An 18,308-nucleotide genomic window follows, 5' to 3' on the forward strand; every position below is an offset into this window, starting at 1 on the left:
CCGATTACTGGCTGAACAGGCGCCGCGTGACGGGCGAACCGGCCGGAATGCCGGCCTGCTCCAGCCGCCCGTACAGCTTCATCAGTTGCTGCTCGATCGCCACCAGCGTGGCCTCGGGCAACGGCCGGCGCGAATCGTCGACCACCCGCGCACCGATCCGGTCCGACAGCGATTTGGCGTAATCGCACATCAGCTTGAACGGCAGGATGTCCTCGTCGGCCACCGGCACGTCGAGCACCAGCGTGATCATGTTGCTGCCCTTGTAGGTCAGGTCGTCGCGCAGGAAGTTGGTGTCGCCGAACTGCAGCATGAACACCGGGTTCTGCCGGGCATCGAGCTTGACGAAGCGCGTGCCGTCGCGCGACAGCAGCAGGCCGTCCTGCGAGGCCACGGCCTGCACGTAGTTGGCCGACCACGGCGCGCCGTCCGACATCACGTTGATCGACAGTTGCGCGTCGCACTGCGCGGCGAAGCCGTCCAGCTCGCGCGCCATCTGCACGGTTTCGAGCATGTCGGGGAATTCGGCGCCGCCGTCGATCGCATCGGCGAACTGGCCGACGCCCGACACGAACTCGGAGAACTCGAGCTCGTTGAGCGGGCCATTGCGGTTCGCAAGCTGAACCGCCGCACGCAACTCCTCGTAGCGCACGCCGCCTTGCAACAATTCCCAATGATCGGTGCCCTCGGGCTTGCCTTCGATGTGGACCGGCTTGCTGCCCGCGCGCCGCAAGCGTTGCGCGGCCGGCATCAGGCGCTCGCCCGGCATCGGCCCGGCCAGCCGGATCGGCACGATGCAATCGATGCGCCGATCGACGATGGCCGGCGGCGCGGAGGAAATCGTGGTGGCGGCGGGCAACACCGGCTCGTCATCGGCGTCGAAAACCGGCTCGACGGGGGCATCGGCCGTGCCCGCTTCGCCCGAATGCGGCGCGTGCGTATCGCCGGCATGAGGTTCGGCCGGCGTGCTGTCCGTGCCACCGGCCGCGGCCGTCAGCGTCTCGTCGGCCTGCAGATCCGCCGGCACGTCGGCCGGCAATGATGCGTCGGGCGCGCTGCCGAACGTGGGTTCGACGCGCGCGGCGCGATCGACGGCCGGGGCCGGAGCCGACGCCGCGGCTGGCGCCGCAGAAGCGGGTGCGGCGGGTGCGGCCGGGGCAGCCGCATCGCGGCGCGCCGACGGCTGGCGAACCGGTTCGATGAACGGCGCGTCGTCGTCGCGCTCCTGGCGCGCCAGCGTATCGGCCGTCTCGGACGGCATCGGCCGCGGCATCTTGCGGCGCACCTTCGCGCCCTGCAAGGCGTTATAGATCGCCACGCCGCCGACCACCACCACGCCTGCGCCTACCAACCCGAGTGTCAACTCGTCCATGCATGCTCCATCAGGAATTCTTTTTCCGGCGCGCCACAGCGAGGCGGCGCGCGCGATCAGCCAATATTCTGGGCAAAACCGGTCGCGGTTTCCATGTCGACCGCCACGATCCGCGACACGCCCTGCTCCTGCATCGTCACGCCGATCAACTGCTGCGCCATTTCCATCGCGATCTTGTTGTGCGAGATGAACAGGAACTGCGTCTTGTCGGACATTGCGCGCACCAGGTTCGCGAAACGCTCGGTATTCGCGTCGTCGAGCGGTGCATCGACTTCGTCGAGCAGACAGAACGGCGCCGGATTGAGCTGGAACATCGCGAACACGAGCGCCGTGGCCGTGAGCGCCTTTTCGCCGCCCGACAGCAGGTGAATCGTCGCGTTCTTCTTGCCCGGCGGCTGCGCCATCACCTGCACGCCGGCATCGAGGATTTCGTCGCCGGTCATGGTCAGCTTCGCCTGGCCGCCGCCGAACAGCTTCGGGAACAGGTCGCTGAAGTGGTGATTGACCTCGTCGAACGTGCCTTGCAGCAAGGTGCGCGTTTCCTGGTCGATCTTGTGGATCGCGTCCTCGAGCGTGGTGATCGCCAGCAGCAGGTCGGCCGATTGCGCGTCGAGGAACACCTTGCGCTCGCTCGCGGCCGCCAGCTCCTCGAGCGCCGCCATGTTGACCGGGCCGAGCGCCGTGATCGCGTTGTTGATGCGCGTAACCTCGCCCTGCAGGTAGGACGGCTTCAGGTCGGGCGTCAGCTTCGGCAGCAGCGCGGCTTCGTCCACGCCGGCTTCGGCCAGTTGCTCGTCGAACTGCTCGGACGACAGGCGCGCGGCCTGTTCCTTCAGTTGCAGCTCGGTGATGCGGTCGCGCAGCGGTTGCAGCGAGCGCTCGGCGGCCAGGCGCTGCTCGTCGGAGGCGCGCAGCTTGGCGGTCAGGTCGTCGAGCTCGATGCGTGCGGCCGACAGCGTCTGCTCCCTGGCCGAACGGATTTCGAGCGCATCCTGCAGGCCCGTGTGGGCGGTCTGCTCGTTGATGGTTTCGAGTTCGGCGCGGGCGTCTTCCAGCGAGCCGGCCACGCGTTCGATCTGGTCGTGCGCGACCTGAATCGTGCGCTTCAGTTCGTCGATGCGGTTCGCCGAGTTGCGCGCGGCGAAGCGCGCATCGTTGGCCGCGCGTTCGAGATCGCGCGCGCGCTGGCGGGCGTCGGACAGCGACGCGTCGAGCGCCTCGAACGCGAGCTGGTTGTCCTCGAACTTCGCCTGCAATTCGGCCAGTTCGCCGTCGTAGCGCTCGAAGTTCGCCTCGGATTCGGCACGCAGCGCGCGTTGTTCCTCGATCTGCGCGCCGATTTCCTCGAGTTCCTCGCGGATCTGCGTGCTGCGCTGCATGTAGCGCTCGTGCGCCTGGGCCAGCTTCAGCACGTCCATCTGCAACGCATGAACGCGCTGGGTCGCGCGTTCGGCCTGCCCGCGCACGTCGCCGAGCGCCTGCGCGGCCTGCGTATGCGCCGCATCGGCGCGCACTGCGGCCGTCTTCGCCTCGTCGGCGAGCAGCGCCTGCGCGCGCACCTGGCGGCCGAGATTCTCGATTTCCTGCTGGCGCGCCAGCATCCCGGCCTGCTCGGAATCGGCGGCGTAAAGCTGCACGCCGGCACGCGTCACGATATGGCCGGCCTTGACCACGTACGCACCGCCCGCCGGCAACTGGGCACGGGTGGCGAGCGCCTGGGCGATATCGTCGGCGACATACACCGAACCGAGCCAGTCGTTGAGCACGGCACGCAGGCCCGCATCGTCGATGCGCAGCAGCGACAGCACCGGACGCATGCCGGCCGGCGCCGCGAGCGGCTCGCCGGCGGCGGGCGGCGAAAAGAACGCGAGCTTGGCCGGCGGCGCGTCGGTCGCGAACGCCTTGACCCAGTCGAGATTCGAGATTTCGAGCGCGGCGAGACGCTCGCGCAGCACCGCTTCGAGCGCGGTTTCCCAGCCCGCTTCGACGTGCAGCTTTTTCCAGAGACGCGGCAGCGTGCCAAGCTCGTGCTTGTCGAGCCACGGCTGGATCTTGCCTTCGGTCTGGACATTTTCCTGAAGCTGCTTGAGTGCGGCCAGGCGCGCTTCGAGCTGGTGGATCTGCGCGCTTTCGGCCTGCACGCGCTCCTGCGCGGCACGGCGCTCGGCATCGAGACGCGGCAGTGTTTCCTGCGCGTCGCTCAGGCGCGCCTGCGCCTCGTGCAGCACTTCCTCCTGCTCGGCGAGCTGCATGCGCGACTCTTCGAGCTGCGCCTCGTCGGGCGCGTCGAGGCCGCCCGCTTCGGATTTCAGGCGCTCGTGGCGCTGCTGCAACTGCATCAACTGCTGATCGGCGTTGCGCTGGTGCGCGGCCTCCAGCTTGAGCGCCTGCTCGGTTTGCGAGATGCGGCCGCGCTCGTCGTTGAGCTGCGCCTGCGCATCGCGCCAGCGCGCTTCGAGCGCGGGCAGCGCGTCGTGCTTGGCGGCCGCGTCGTCCTCGGCCATCGCGGCCTTCTCGTCGGCGATCGCGCGCGCTTCCTCGGCTTCCTCCAGGTCGTCCTGGGCCTTCTGCGTCTGCGCCTGCCATTGCTCGCGCTGCGCCGTCAGCGCGGCGATCTGCGCCTGCACGCGGTTGCGCGATTCGACGATGAACTTGATCTCGGCTTCGAGCCGGCTGACTTCGGCGTTGGCTTCGTAGAGCGCGCCCTGCGCGCCCTGCATCGCGTCGCTGGCCGAATAGTTGGCGACGCGCAGCGTTTCGAGCTGCGCCTCGACTTCGCGCAGCTTGGCCGTTTGCGCTTCGAGGTCGATCTGCGCCTGTTCGATCGCACGCTGCTGCTTCTGCTGCTCGCCCTGAGCCTCGCTCTTGCGCAGCAGCCACAGCAAACGCTGCTTTTCCTCGCCGTCGGCCAGCAAATCCTTGTAGCGCGTGGCGACCACGGCCTGCGCCTTGAGCTTTTCGAGGTTCGCGCCGAGTTCGCGGACGATGTCCTCGACGCGCGTCAGGTTCTCGCGCGTGTCGTGCAGGCGGTTCTCGGTTTCGCGGCGGCGTTCCTTGTACTTCGACACGCCGGCGGCTTCTTCCAGGAACACGCGCAGCTCTTCGGGCTTGGCCTCGATGATCCGCGCGATCATGCCCTGCCCGATGATCGCGTAGGCGCGAGGCCCGAGGCCGGTGCCGAGGAAGATGTCCTGGATGTCGCGGCGGCGCGCCGGCAGGTTGTTGATGTAGTAGCTGGAGGTGCCGTCGCGTGTCAGCACGCGCTTGACGGCGATCTCGCCGTACTGGCCCCACTGGCCGGCCGCGCGGCCGTCGGAGTTATCGAAGATCAGCTCGACGCTGGCCCGGCTGCCGGGCTTGCGCGTGGTGGAGCCGTTGAAGATCACGTCCTGCATCGATTCGCCGCGCAGCTCGGAGGCGCGCGATTCGCCGAGCACCCAGCGCACGGCGTCGATGATGTTGGATTTGCCGCAACCGTTCGGGCCGACCACGCCGACGAGCTGGCCCGGAACCTGGAAATGCGTGGGATCGACGAAGGATTTGAAGCCTGCGAGTTTGATCGAGCTCAGTCGCACGTCGGTATCGGTATGGAATAGGGATTGAAACGGACGGCAACCGGCGGCGCACTGCGGGCGCCGCCCGTCCCGAAATTCGGACAACGGGGGCGAACCGTCGTGCGGCCGCCCCCGTGAAGCGGAACAATCATACCATCGCGCGCGCGTCGTCCCGGGGATCGGCGTCCGGGGCCGAGGCCTTGTGGACACGGCTCGACAGCAGCGAGGCGACGATGATGCAGGCGCCGCCCGCCCACTCGCGCGCGCCCGGCAATTCGCCGGCGAACACCCAGGCCGACAGCGCGGTCACGACGATTTCGAACAGCATGATGACCGAGGCGCGGTTGGCCGGCACGCGTGACAGCCCGTATTGCACCAGCAGGTTGTTGAGCGCCATCGTCACGCCGATCGCGGCCGCGATCAGCAGCGCGAGCCCGAGCGCGTGCGGCGCGGGCACCACCGGCACGCCCTCGACGAAGCTGGCCGCGATGCCGAACGCCGCGCCGCCCGCGAACAGCGTGGCGGTACGCATTTCGGGCTTGAGACCGGGCAAATCGCGCGAGAGCCGCACCACCAGCACGTTGCTCATCGCGAACGCGAGGCCGGCGGCCAGCCCGGCCCATTCGGCCGGCGTCGACGGCAACGGCAAGCCCAGGCGCGGCGACCACAGCATCAGCATCGCGCCGGCGATCGACAGCGCCGCCACGCCGGCGCCGGCCCAACCGAGCCGGTCGCGCAGCAGGAAATGGGCGTAGATCGCGGTCCAGGCCGGGGTCAGATAGAACAGCAGCATCACGCGCAGCACTTCGCCGTGAATCGTGCCCCACACAAACCCGAGATTGGTCACGCCAGCCGCCACGCCGAGCGCCGGCAGCGCCCAATGCCAGCGCAGCGTGCGCAACGAACGGCGGCGCCAGATCACCACGAAACCGCACGCGCACAGGCTCGTCAGGGCGCTGGCCGCGGTGCCGGTCAGGCCGAGCCCGGCGACGATCCGCAGCGGATACCAGATCAGCCCCCAGACCGAAGCCCCCACCAGAATCGCCAGCGTCGGCAGCGCCGTACGTTGATTGCCCATCATGTCCGCATTCTCGATAGTTCCTGTCGATGGATGACGGCCTGCATGCCGTTCATGCCCTGTTTTTGTCTGGTTCCGGAACCGTACGCGCCGCCGGTCGCCCGGCAAGCCTCGCTCCCGCCCTGGGCGGGCGGCACGCTATAATCGGCGGCTCGCGGCGCGCACCGGGTGCGCACCTGCGGCGCCTCTGGCCGCCGCGCCGCAGCAGCCCGCTCCGGTCCCGCCCGACGGACCCAACCGCTCCCGACGCTCCAAGCCCGTGAATCCACGACTCGATACGCTCCAGCCCTACCCGTTCGAAAAGCTCCGCGCGCTGTTCAAGGACGTGACGCCGTCCGCCACGCTCGCCCCGATCAGCTTCGGCATCGGCGAGCCGAAACATCCGACCCCGGCGCTGATCCGCGAAGCGGTGGCCAACTCGCTCGACGGGCTGGCCTCGTATCCGGCGACGGCTGGCTCGGACGCGCTGCGCACCGCGATCGCACGCTGGGTCGAGCAGCGCTACGGCCTGGCGGCGATCGACGCGGCCACCGAGGTGCTGCCGGTGTCCGGCTCGCGCGAGGCGCTGTTCTCGCTGGCGCAGGCCGTGATCGACGCCACGCCGCGCGCCGACGGCAGGAATGCGATCGTACTCTGTCCGAATCCTTTCTATCAAATCTACGAAGGCGCGGCGTTGCTGGCCGGCGCCGAGCCCTATTTCGTCAACAGCGACCCGGCCCGCAACTTCGCGCCCGACTATGCGCAGGTGCCCGAGGACGTCTGGGCGCGCACCCAGTTGCTGTTCGTCTGCTCGCCGGGCAACCCGACCGGCGCCGTGCTGACGCTCGACGACTGGCGCGAGCTGTTCGCGCTGTCGGACCGCCACGGCTTCGTGATCGCCTCCGACGAGTGCTATTCGGAAATCTACTTCGACGAGGCGAACCCGCCGCTCGGCGGCCTCGATGCGGCGCGCCGGCTCGGCCGCGGTTTCGAGCGGCTCGTGATGCTGTCGAGCCTGTCCAAGCGCTCGAACGTGCCGGGCATGCGCTCGGGCTTCGTGGCCGGCGACGCGGCGATCCTCAAGCGCTTCCTGCTGTACCGCACCTATCACGGCGCGGCGCTCTCGCCGGTCTGGCAAAGCGCCAGCATCGTGGCCTGGGGCGACGAGGCCCACGTGCGCGAAAACCGCGCGCTCTACGCGCAAAAGTTCAACACCGTCACGCCGATGCTGGCCGAGGTGCTCGACGTCGCGCTGCCCGACGCCGCGTTCTACTTGTGGGCCAACGTGGCGCGCACCGGCCTGTCCGACACCGAGTTCGCCCGCCGCCTGTACGCCGACTATAATGTGACGGTTCTGCCCGGCTCGTACCTCGCGCGCGACGCGCACGGCACCAATCCGGGCCGCGATTTCGTGCGGATCGCGCTCGTGGCCGGCGTCGCCGAATGCGTCGAGGGCGCGCGGCGCATCGTCAGTTTCTGCCGCGGCCTCGCCGCCTGAGCCCGCCGGGCCAGCTGCCGTTTTCATCCTTCTTCCCACTTCCAGCGAAGCAATCAACATGTCGCAACAACTTCAGCAAATCATCGATACCGCGTGGGAAAACCGCGCCGAACTGTCGCCGAAGGCCGCCCCCGCCGAAGTGCGCGAAGCCGTCGCGCACGCGATCGAGCAGCTCGACAAGGGCGCCCTGCGCGTCGCCGAAAAGCAGAACGGCGACTGGATCGTCCATCAATGGCTGAAGAAGGCCGTGCTGCTGTCGTTCCGCCTGGAAGACAACACGCCGATGCCGGCCGGCGGCTTCTCGCAGTTCTACGACAAGGTGCCGTCGAAGTTCGCGAACTACACGGCCGAAGATTTCGCCGCCGGCGGCTTCCGCGTCGTGCCGCCGGCCGTCGCGCGCCGCGGCTCGTTCATCGCGAAGAACGTCGTGCTGATGCCGTCGTACACCAACATCGGCGCCTACGTCGACGAAGGCACGATGGTCGACACCTGGGCGACGGTCGGTTCGTGCGCGCAGATCGGCAAGAACGTCCACCTGTCGGGCGGCGTGGGCATCGGCGGCGTGCTGGAGCCGCTGCAGGCCAACCCGGTCATCATCGAAGACAACTGCTTCATCGGCGCGCGCTCGGAAGTGGTCGAAGGCGTGATCGTCGAGGAAAACTCGGTGATCTCGATGGGCGTGTACCTGGGCCAGAGCACCAAGATCTACGATCGCGAAACCGGCGAAATCAGCTACGGCCGCATCCCGGCCGGCTCGGTGGTGGTGGCCGGCAACCTGCCGTCGATGGATGGCTCGCACAGCCTGTACTGCGCCGTGATCGTCAAGAAAGTCGACGCCAAGACGCGCGCCAAGGTCGGCCTGAACGAACTGCTGCGAGGCGACTGATGCCCACCGTCGTCTACGGCATCCCGAACTGCGACACGGTGAAGAAGGCCCGCGTGTGGCTCGACGAGCACGGTGTGGCGTTCGACTTCCACGATTTCAAGAAGGCCGGCCTCACCGCCGCCATCGTGAAGGGCTGGTTGAAGGACGTGCCGCTGGATATCCTCGTCAACCGCCGCGGCACCACCTGGCGCGGGCTGCCCGACGACGTCAAGGCCTCGGCCGACAGCGAAGCCGGCGCGATCGCGCTGATGCTGGAAAAACCCTCCGTCATCAAGCGCCCGGTGCTGGTCGTCGACGGCCGCGTCAAATCGGTCGGCTTCGTGTCCGACCAGTACGCGGCGCTGTTCGCGGCCTGAACCCGCGCGCGAGCCGCTTCGCGCGAACGGCGCGCCGCCCGGGTTTGCTCCGAGCAAGCGTGCCACCCCGACCTGCCGGCCGTCGCGCCGGCATTTTTCATCGAAAGTGGTCCGAACCATGTCCGCCACCCTTGCCCTTACCGAACAACTGATCGCACGCCCGTCCGTGACGCCCGACGATCAGCACTGCCAGCAGATCATGATCGAGCGCCTCTCGGCGATCGGCTTCGCGTGCGAAACGATCGCCTCGAACGGCGTGACGAACCTGTGGGCCGTCAAGCGCGGCGCCGACGGCCGCGACGGCAAGCTGCTCGCGTTCGCGGGCCACACCGACGTGGTGCCCACCGGCCCGCTCGAACAGTGGACCTCGCCGCCGTTCGTCCCGGCCCACCGCGACGGCAAGCTGTACGGCCGCGGCGCGGCCGACATGAAAACCTCGCTGGCCGGCTTCGTGGTGGCGAGCGAGGAATTCGTGGCCGCCCACCCGGGCCATCGCGGCTCGATCGCGATGCTGATCACGAGCGACGAGGAAGGCCCGGCCACCGACGGCACCGTCAAGGTGTGCGAGGCGCTGAACGCGCGCGGCGAGCGGCTCGACTACTGCATCGTCGGCGAACCGACCTCCTCCGCCACGCTCGGCGACGTGGTCAAGAACGGCCGGCGCGGCTCGATGTCGGGCGAACTCGTGGTCAAGGGCGTGCAAGGCCATATCGCCTACCCGCACCTCGCCAAGAACCCGATCCACCTGCTTGCGCCCGCACTCGCGGAACTGGCCGCCGAGCGCTGGGACGACGGCAACGAATACTTCCCGCCCACCACCTGGCAGGTGTCGAACCTGCACGGCGGCACCGGCGCGACCAACGTGATCCCGGGCCACGTCACGCTGCTGTTCAACTTCCGCTTCTCGACGGCCAGCACGGTCGAAGGCCTGCAGTCTCGCGTGCATGCGATGCTCGACAAGCACGGCTTCGACTACGAACTGAAGTGGTCGATCAGCGGCCACCCGTTCCTGACGCCGCGCGGCGAGCTGTCGACGGCGCTCGAGAACGCCATTCGCGACGAAACCGGCCTCACCACCGAACTGTCGACCACCGGGGGCACCTCGGACGGCCGCTTCATCGCGCGCATCTGCCCGCAGGTCATCGAATTCGGCCCCCCCAACGGTTCGATCCACAAGATCGACGAGCATATCGAGCTGCGCTTCATCGACCCGCTGAAGAACGTTTACCGCCGTGTGCTCGAACAACTGATCGCCTGACGCAACGGAACCCGCCATGACATCTTCTGCCACGCCCGCCACCACCTTCACGACGATCCGCGATGTGGTGCGCTATGCGGTGACGCGCTTCTCGGCCGAACAGCTGTCGTTCGGCCATGGCTCGGACAATGCCTACGACGAGGCCGTCTACCTGGTGCTGCACGCGCTGCACCTGCCGCTCGACACGCTCGAACCGTTCCTCGACGCGCGCCTGCTGCCCGACGAGCTCGATGCGGTGCTGCAACGCGTCGAGCGCCGCGCCACCGAACGGCTGCCGGCCGCCTACCTGACCAACGAAGCGTGGATGCACGGCCACCGCTTCTATGTCGACGAACGCGTGATCGTGCCGCGCTCGTTCATCGGCGAGCTGCTCGACGACGGCCTGCAACCGTACGTGGCCGACCCGGAACAGGTGGGCGCGGTGCTCGAACTGTGCACCGGCTCGGGTTGCCTCGCGATCCTGGCCGCCGAAGCGTTTCCGAACGCCGACATCGATGCGGTGGACCTGTCCGAGGAGGCGCTGGAAGTGGCCGAGATCAACGTGACCGAATACGGCCTCGACCATCGCATCGCGCTGCATCACGGCGACCTTTACGCGCCGCTGCCGACCGAACGGCTCGACAACCCGGACCTGCGCTACGACGTGATCCTCAGCAATCCGCCGTACGTGAACGCCGAATCGATGGCCGCGCTGCCCGAGGAATACCGCCACGAGCCCGAAATGGCGCTGGCCGGCGGCGAGGACGGCATGGACATCGTGCGCCGCCTGCTGCGCGAGGCGAAGAAATGGCTCAAGGACGACGGCGTGCTCGTCGTCGAAATCGGCAACGAGCGGCACAACGTCGAAGCCGCGTTCGGCGGGCTCGACCTGATCTGGCTGCCGACCAGCGCCGGTGACGACAGCGTGTTCCTGATCCACGCCGCCGATCTGCCCTATTCGGCCTGAGCGTGCGCCGAATCGGCCGCGTATCTGCAGAAAATCCGCCGTGAATTCGCTGTGAACCCGGCCAAATCCGCCACCACACGGGCGGATCCGGCCGCCGGTTCTGCATCGGGCCGCCCGGTTCGCTAAGATGCCGCAGGCGGGCGGCACGGCGCGCTTCGCCGCCGGGGCCGCCCGCCGCCCGACACCGCAACCGTCACGAACCGCTCGGAACTCACGCAACGATGCATCTCGACTGGCTCCATCTCGGCACTCTCGTCGCACTCGCCCATTTCCTCGGGCTGATCGCCGCCTGCCACGCGATCCTCAATACCCGCACCTCGCAGGGCGCGATCGCCTGGGCGGTGTCGCTGACCGCGATGCCCTACCTCACGCTGATCCCCTACCTGTTTCTCGGCCGCAGCAAGTTCTCCGGCTACGTGGACGCGCGCCGCACCGAAACGGCCGCGCTGCGCACGCACTCGCGCCCGGCCGGTTGGGACACGCACGGCAGCTCGCTCGGCGTGCCCAGCGACATGCTCGGCGCCTCGCCCGTGCGTGCGCTGACGCAACTCGGCGGGATGCCGTTCGTGGGCGGCAATGCCGTCCGGCTGCTGGTCAACGGCGAGGCCACTTTTGCGGCGATCCTGTCGGCGATCGAGGGCGCCCGCCACTACGTGATCGTGCAGTTCTTCATCGTGCGCGACGATGCGCTCGGCGCGATGCTGCGCGATGCGCTGCTGGCCTGCGCCGCGCGCGGCGTGCGCTGCTACCTGCTGTACGACAGCATCGGCAGCTTCGACCTGCCGCACCGTTACGTGAACGCCTTGCGCGCGGGCGGCGTGGAAGTCCACACGTTCGCCACCAACAAGCGTTTCGTGAATCGCTTCCAGCTCAACTTCCGCAACCACCGCAAGATCGTGGTGGTGGACGGCGAACGCGCATTCGTGGGCGGCCACAACGTGGGCGTGGAATACCTCGGCGGCAACGTGAAGCTTTCGCCGTGGCGCGACACACACATCGAGCTGCGCGGACCGGTGGTGGCGAACGTGCAGTACGTGTTCGCCGAGGACTGGCACTGGGCCACGCAGTCGCTGCCGGTTGGCGCTCCCGCGCAACCGCCCGTGGGCGACGAGGACATGCATTGCCTGGTCGTGCCGATGGGGCCGGCCGACAAGCAGGAAACCGGTTCGCTGTTCTTCGTCGAGGCGATCCACGCGGCGCACGAGCGCGTGTGGATCACCACGCCCTACCTGGTGCCCGACGAGGCCGTGATCTCCGCCCTGAAGCTGGCCGTGATGCGCGGCGTGGACGTGCGGATTTTGATTCCGAGCCGGCGCGACCACTACGTGGTGTTCGAGGCCTCGAAACTGTATGCGCGCGATCTGGTGGATGCCGGTGTGCGGATCTTCCGCTACCGGCCCGGCTTCCTGCACCAGAAGGTGGTGCTGATCGACGACGCGGCCGCCGCGATCGGCAGCGCGAATCTCGACAACCGCTCGTTCCGGCTGAACTTCGAAATCATGGTGCTGACGGTGGACGCCGGCTTTGCGGCCGACGTGGACGCCATGCTCGAACAGGATTTCGCACTGGCCGACGAAGTCGACCTCGGCGAACTCGATCGCACCGGCGCCTGGCGGCGCGTGGTGATGCACGTCGCCCGGCTGTTCGCGCCCATCCTCTGAACGTCGACGCCGCCGTTCGGCGGCGATGCGCCGCGCGGTGGCTCAGAGCAGCGCCTCGATGTCGGCCGCCACATCCGCCGGCTTGGTGGTGGGTGCATAGCGCTTGATCACCTTGCCGTCGCGACCGATCAGGAATTTCGTGAAATTCCACTTGATCGCCTTCAGGCCCAGCACGCCCGGTGCCTCCTCGGTCAGCCAGCGAAACAGCGGATGTGCCTGGTCGCCCTTGACATCGATCTTCTCGAACAGCGGAAAGCTCACGCCGAAACGCTGCTCGCAGAACGCGCCGATCTGCGCGGCGTCGCCCGGCTCCTGCTTGCCGAACTGGTTGCACGGAAAACCGAGCACGGCCAGGCCGCGGCTGCCGTAACGCGTATACAGCTCCTGCAAACCGGCGTACTGCGGCGTGAATCCGCATTCGCTCGCGGTATTGACGATCAGCAACACCTTGTCGCGGTAATCGCCGAGCGACACGTCGCGGCCGTCGAGCGCCTTCGCGGTAAATGAATAAACGGTATCGGTCGGCATCGGATTCTCCGGGGCACAGGTTCGGTGGGTGGGTTCTGGCGTGCTGCAAGCCACCGCGGCAGTCTATGCGAAACCGCCGCAGCGCGTGAGTCGTCCGAACGGACAGTGCCCCGCGCCGGGCTGCCGGTCTAGAATAGCGGTTTTCCCTTGCCCTTCCCGTCGTGATTCGTTTCAACCAGTTCAGTCTTGCGCGCGGCACCAAGCCGCTGTTCGAGGGCACCACCTTCGCGCTCAACCCCGGCGAAAAGGCCGGCCTCGTCGGTGCGAACGGCGCGGGCAAATCCACGCTGTTTTCGGTGCTGCGCGGCGAATTGCACGCCGACGGGGGCGATTTCTCGATGCCGCCGTCTTGGCAGATCGCGCATGTGTCGCAAGAAACGCCGGCCGTCGATCGCACCGCACTCGATTACACGCTCGACGGCGACGCCATGCTGCGCCGCATCGAGGCCCGTATCGCGGCGGCCGCCGCCGCGCACGACGGCTCGGCCGAAGCCGAGGCGCACGTGGCGTTCGCCGATGCGGACGGCTACACCGCGCCGGCGCGCGCCGAGGCGTTGCTGCTCGGGCTCGGTTTCACGCTCGCGCAAACGCGTGAAAGCGTGGCGAACTTCTCGGGCGGCTGGCGCATGCGCCTGAATCTCGCGCAGGCGCTGATGTGCCGCTCCGACCTGCTGCTGCTCGACGAACCGACCAACCACCTGGATCTCGACGCGATCGTCTGGCTGGAAGATTGGCTGCACCGCTACGCGGGCACGCTCGTCGTGATCTCCCACGATCGCGAATTCCTCGATGCGATCTGCAACGTCACGCTGCATCTCGAAGCGCGCCAGGTGAAGCGCTACGGCGGCAACTACTCGCAGTTCGAAGTGCTGCGCGCGCAGCACATGGCGCTGCAACAGAGCGCCTACGACAAGCAGCAGAAAACCATCGAGCACCTGCAAAGCTTCATCGATCGCTTCAAGGCCAAGGCCTCGAAGGCCAAACAGGCGCAAAGCCGCGTCAAGGCGCTGGAGAAGATGGAGCGGCTCGCGCCCACCCAGGCCGGGTCGGCGTTCAGCTTCGAATTCCGCACGCCCGATTCCGCACCGAACCCGATGCTGATCATGGAAGACGTGGTGTGCGGCTATCACGGCAACGACGGCACGGCGCTGCCGATCGTCGAGCGCGTCGCACTGTCGATCCAGAACGGCCAGCGCATCGGCCTGCTCGGCGCCAACGGCCAGGGCAAATCCACGCTGATCAAGACCCTGGCCGGCACGCTCGAACCGCTCGCCGGCGACGTGCGCGGCGGCAAGGGCCTGACGATCGGTTATTTCGCCCAGCATCAGCTCGAAACGCTGCGTCCCGACGATTCGCCGCTCGCGCATCTGGCGCGCATCGCGCCGGACACCCGCGAGCAGGAGCTGCGCGATTTCCTCGGCGGCTTCAATTTCTCGGGCGACATGGCGTCGTCGCCCATCGCGCCGTTCTCGGGCGGCGAGAAGGCCCGGCTCGCGCTGGCGCTGATCATCTGGCGCAAGCCGAATCTGCTGCTGCTCGACGAACCCACCAACCACCTCGATCTCGAAACGCGCGACGCACTCACGCTGGCGCTCGCCCAGTTCGACGGCACGCTGATCCTCGTCTCGCACGATCGTCACTTGCTGCGTGCCACCACCGACCAGTTCATGCTGGTTGCCAAGCACCGTATCCAGCCGTTCGACGGCGATCTCGACGACTACCGCGACTGGCTGCTGCAACACGCGGCCGACCAGCGCGCGGCGGCGCGCGGCGATGCCGCCGCGGCGGCCGACAGCGGCGCCGGTGCGGCGAACCGCAAGGATCAGAAACGTCAGGAAGCGGAAGCGCGGCAACGCCTGTCGCAGGTCAAGAAACCGCTGCAGACGAAGGTCGCGAAAATCGAGAAGGAGATGGAAAAGCTCAATGCCGACAAGGCGCAGCTCGATGCCTTCGTGGCCGATGCGGGCAGCTATGCCGCCGAGAAGAAGGCCGAGCTGACCGAAACGATCCGCAAGCTCGGCGATGTCAACGCCAAGCTCGAAGCGCTGGAAATCGACTGGCTCGATCTGCAGGAGCAGCTCGAACAGATCGGCTGACGCACCAAGGCCAGGCGCGTCAGCCGCGGCAGGCCGGCGGTATCGGCCCGCGCGCCGTTCAACGGCGCGGCAAGGTCTCGCGCGGCATCTGCTCGTCGTCGTGCATCAGGTAGCGGCGCCCGTCGAGCGGGCGGCGGATGGTCTCCACCACTTCGGCTTCGGTCACATGCTCGGCCACCACGCGCCGCGCGATCCGCCCCTCGTCATCGACCCACTCGATGATCCGGCAGCCACCGCCGAACGGCGGCCGGATTGGCTCCGAAACACGGCAGCCACGCAGATTGTAGAGGCGCTGATCGATGATTTGCTGGAGCTGTTTCAAGGCGGGATCTTCCATTCACACCTGCGGGACGCATTGCGGCCAAGCATAGGGGAAAACCACCGCGAGACGAGTTACAGCCCGGCCCGGAAACGTTACATGGAGTTACGCGTGCAGCAGGGCTGCGATGGCCCTCATTCGAGGCCGCGCACGCGATCGATGGCCTGCTCGATGCGCTCGACCGCAATCACGGTGAGCCCCTCGATCGGCTGCTTGGGCGCATTGGCCTTGGGAATCAGGGCGGTGGTGAAGCCCAGCTTGGCGGCCTCGCGCAGCCGGTCCTGACCCCGCGGCGACGGCCGGATCTCGCCGGCCAGGCCCACTTCCCCGAACACGACCAGCCCCTTCGGCAACGCTTTGTTACGCATCGACGAGTGGATCGCCAGCAGCACCGCGAGGTCGGCCGCCGGCTCGGTAATCTTGACGCCCCCAACAGCGTTCAGGAACACGTCCTGATCGAAGCAGGCGATGCCCGCATGACGGTGCAGCACGGCGAGCAGCATGGCGAGCCGGTTCTGTTCGAGGCCGACCGCGAGCCGGCGCGGGTTCGGCACGTTGGCCGTGTCGACCAGCGCCTGCACCTCGACCAGCAGCGGCCTCGAACCTTCCTGCGTCACCATCACGCAGGAGCCGGGCACCACCTCTTCATGCTGCGACAGGAACAGCGCCGACGGATTCGACACGCCGCGCAGGCCGCGCTCGGTCATCGCGAACACGCCCAGTTCGTTGACCGCGCCGAAGCGATTCTTGATCGCGCGCACCAGCCGGTAGGACGAATGGGTGTCGCCCTCGAAATACAGCACGGTGTCGACGATGTGTTCGAGCACGCGCGGCCCGGCCAGCGCCCCTTCCTTCGTGACGTGGCCGACCATGATGATCGCGGTGCCCGATTGCTTGGCGATGCGCGTGAGCTGCGCCGCGCATTCGCGCACCTGCGCGACCGAGCCGGGCGCGGAGGTCAGCGCTTCCGAATAGACGGTCTGGATCGAATCGATCACGGCCACGTCGGGCCGCTCGGCGGCGATCGTCGCCTGGATCTTTTCGAGCTGGATTTCGGCAAGCAGCTTGAGGTCGGCCGCATCGCCGCCGTGATCGAGCAGCGCCAGGCGCTGCGCGCGCAGCGCGATCTGGGCCGCCGATTCCTCGCCGCTGATATAGAGCGCGCGGCGTTGGCTGGCCAATTGCGCCAGAGATTGCAGCAGCAGCGTGGATTTGCCGATGCCCGGGTCGCCGCCGATCAGCACCACGCCGCCGGCCACGAGGCCGCCGCCCAGCACGCGATCGAATTCGCCGATGCCGGTCGAGAAGCGCGGCACGTCGGCTGCGTCGATGTCGGCCAGCCGCTGCACCGGCGCGCTCTTGGCGAGCGCCTGAAAACGGTGCGTGGAAGGCGCCTCGGACGCCGATTCGACCAGCGTGTTCCAGGCATGGCAGGACGGGCACTGGCCGGCCCACTTCGGCGACTGTCCGCCGCATTCGGTGCAGGTATAGACGGTTTTCTGTTTCGCCACGGATGCGCCCTTATTCCGCACGCACGGGCACGCGCGGTGCGACGGCGCACATCAGCTCGTAGCCGACCGTGGAACAGTGCGCGGCGACGTCGTCGATCGGCAGCGCCTCGCCCCACAGCTCGACGCGCGCACCGATGCCGGCGCCGGGCACCGGTGTCAGATCGACCGTGATCATGTCCATCGAGACGCGGCCGACGATCCGGGTGCGCACGCCGTCCACCACGATCGGCGTGCCTTCGGGCGCGATGCGCGGATAGCCGTCCGCATAGCCGCAAGCCACCACGCCGATCCGCATCGGCGCGGGCGCGACGAACGCGCCGCCGTAGCCCACCGCCTGCCCCTTCGCGATGTTCTGCACCGCGATCAGTTGCGAGGTGAGCGTCATGGCCGGCTGCAGACCCGCGCCGGCGATATCGGCCGCGCGGCCCGACGGCGAGGCGCCATAGAGCAGGATGCCGGGCCGGACCCAGTCGAAATGCGTGTCGGGATGCCACATCACGGCGGCCGAATTGGCCAGGCTGCGTGCGCCGGCGATGCCTTCCGCGCCGCGCGAGAAGGCGGCCATCTGGTCGGCCACGCCGCGCTCGCCGTCGGCGTCCGCGAAATGGGTCATCAGGGTGATCTGGCCGATGCCGGGGCAGGTGCGCGCCCGCTCCCAGGCGGCACGGTATTTCTCCGCGCCGTAGCCGAGCCGGTTCATGCCGCTGTTCATCTTCAACTGGATATTGACGGGCTTGGACAGCCGCGCCGTTTCGAGCATCCGCAGTTGATCGTCGTTATGGACCGTGGTGGTCAGGCTGTAACGGTCGATCACGTCCACGTCGGTGGAGCGGAAGAAGCCCTCGAGCAGCAGGACCGGCCCCGCCCAGCCCAGTTCGCGCAGCCGCACCGCCTCTTCGAGGTCGAGCAGGCCGAACCCGTCGGTGCCGCGCAGGCCCGGGAACGCTCGCGCGAGGCCATGCCCGTAGGCATTGGCCTTGACGACGGCCCACACCTTGGAACGAGGGGCGAAGCGGCGAGCTGCCGCGAGATTGTTAACGAGTGCAGCAGTGTGAATCGTGGCGGAAATCGGGCGCGGCATAGGGAAATTTCATAAACACGCAGGCGAATCAGCAGCTTACCGCACCTTGTGGGTGCCGTGCCGTGACGAACCCGGAGCGATCGGGGATTCTTGCTAGTCGGATTTGACGTATTTTCGTGATATAAAGCCGTGCGCACAACCTATTTTGCACGGGATAGTCCGAATGCACGGCCCCTGCGGCCGAGCCG

The 18,308-nt window shown here is 67.8% G+C and carries 14 protein-coding genes; 7 read left to right on the top strand and 7 right to left on the bottom strand.

The genetic code is table 11. The annotated features are described in order from the left end of the window. Nucleotides 1–4: 4 nt before the first annotated feature. From AB4850_RS25130 to AB4850_RS25140, 3 genes are all read right to left on the bottom strand, one after another. Nucleotides 5–1,369: a cell division protein ZipA C-terminal FtsZ-binding domain-containing protein gene (locus AB4850_RS25130; RefSeq protein ID WP_414442195.1), complete on the bottom strand. Its 1,365-nt coding sequence runs from the start codon at nt 1,367–1,369 to the stop codon at nt 5–7. Nucleotides 1,370–1,425: 56 nt separating this feature from the next. After that, nucleotides 1,426–4,944, bottom strand: a complete 3,519-nt coding sequence (smc, locus tag AB4850_RS25135) for a chromosome segregation protein SMC (RefSeq protein WP_414442196.1) — start codon at nt 4,942–4,944, stop codon at nt 1,426–1,428. A gap of 127 nt (nt 4,945–5,071) precedes the next feature. Beyond that, nucleotides 5,072–6,004 (bottom strand): DMT family transporter, encoded by a 933-nt coding sequence (locus AB4850_RS25140; RefSeq protein WP_414442197.1) that lies wholly within the window; start codon nt 6,002–6,004, stop codon nt 5,072–5,074. A gap of 256 nt (nt 6,005–6,260) precedes the next feature. Here AB4850_RS25140 and dapC point away from each other — a divergent pair, with 256 nt between their 5' ends. The 6 genes from dapC to cls all read left to right on the top strand — a co-directional run bounded on the left by dapC (nt 6,261) and on the right by cls (nt 12,585). Then, nucleotides 6,261–7,478: a succinyldiaminopimelate transaminase gene (dapC, locus tag AB4850_RS25145; protein WP_414442198.1), complete on the top strand. Its 1,218-nt coding sequence runs from the start codon at nt 6,261–6,263 to the stop codon at nt 7,476–7,478. Nucleotides 7,479–7,536: 58 nt separating this feature from the next. Beyond that, nucleotides 7,537–8,364, top strand: a complete 828-nt coding sequence (gene dapD / locus AB4850_RS25150; RefSeq protein ID WP_414442199.1) for a 2,3,4,5-tetrahydropyridine-2,6-dicarboxylate N-succinyltransferase — start codon at nt 7,537–7,539, stop codon at nt 8,362–8,364. Beyond that, nucleotides 8,364–8,720, top strand: a complete 357-nt coding sequence (locus AB4850_RS25155; RefSeq protein ID WP_414442200.1) for an arsenate reductase — start codon at nt 8,364–8,366, stop codon at nt 8,718–8,720. The genes dapD and AB4850_RS25155 overlap by 1 nt, the downstream gene beginning before the upstream one ends. A 118-nt stretch (nt 8,721–8,838) precedes the next feature. Further along, entirely contained in the window at nt 8,839–9,978 is a 1,140-nt protein-coding gene (dapE, locus tag AB4850_RS25160; protein ID WP_414442201.1) for a succinyl-diaminopimelate desuccinylase, read from the top strand. A gap of 16 nt (nt 9,979–9,994) precedes the next feature. Beyond that, a complete protein-coding gene (gene prmB, locus AB4850_RS25165; RefSeq protein ID WP_414442202.1) occupies nt 9,995–10,924 on the top strand; it encodes a 50S ribosomal protein L3 N(5)-glutamine methyltransferase in 930 nt (309 codons plus the stop codon). Between the two features lie 221 nt (nt 10,925–11,145). Continuing rightward, a complete protein-coding gene (cls, locus tag AB4850_RS25170; RefSeq protein ID WP_414442203.1) occupies nt 11,146–12,585 on the top strand; it encodes a cardiolipin synthase in 1,440 nt (479 codons plus the stop codon). Nucleotides 12,586–12,627: 42 nt separating this feature from the next. On the opposite strand, the gene AB4850_RS25175 is transcribed toward cls, so the two are convergent. Beyond that, nucleotides 12,628–13,113, bottom strand: coding sequence for a glutathione peroxidase (locus AB4850_RS25175; protein WP_414442204.1), 486 nt, complete (start codon nt 13,111–13,113; stop codon nt 12,628–12,630). Between the two features lie 161 nt (nt 13,114–13,274). Here AB4850_RS25175 and AB4850_RS25180 point away from each other — a divergent pair, with 161 nt between their 5' ends. Next, entirely contained in the window at nt 13,275–15,209 is a 1,935-nt protein-coding gene (locus AB4850_RS25180) for an ATP-binding cassette domain-containing protein (RefSeq protein ID WP_414442205.1), read from the top strand. A gap of 58 nt (nt 15,210–15,267) precedes the next feature. Here the strand turns inward: AB4850_RS25180 and AB4850_RS25185 are convergent, their stop codons facing one another. The 3 genes from AB4850_RS25185 to alr all read right to left on the bottom strand — a co-directional run bounded on the left by AB4850_RS25185 (nt 15,268) and on the right by alr (nt 18,120). Continuing rightward, a complete protein-coding gene (locus tag AB4850_RS25185) occupies nt 15,268–15,546 on the bottom strand; it encodes a DUF2866 domain-containing protein (protein WP_414442206.1) in 279 nt (92 codons plus the stop codon). Between the two features lie 116 nt (nt 15,547–15,662). After that, a complete protein-coding gene (radA, locus tag AB4850_RS25190; RefSeq protein ID WP_414442207.1) occupies nt 15,663–17,039 on the bottom strand; it encodes a DNA repair protein RadA in 1,377 nt (458 codons plus the stop codon). Nucleotides 17,040–17,049: 10 nt separating this feature from the next. Continuing rightward, nucleotides 17,050–18,120: an alanine racemase gene (gene alr / locus AB4850_RS25195; RefSeq protein WP_414442208.1), complete on the bottom strand. Its 1,071-nt coding sequence runs from the start codon at nt 18,118–18,120 to the stop codon at nt 17,050–17,052. Nucleotides 18,121–18,308: the final 188 nt, after the last annotated feature.

The organism is Burkholderia sp. 22PA0106 (assembly GCF_047497155.1).
In the GTDB taxonomy this organism is placed as follows: Bacteria; Pseudomonadota; Gammaproteobacteria; order Burkholderiales; family Burkholderiaceae; genus Burkholderia.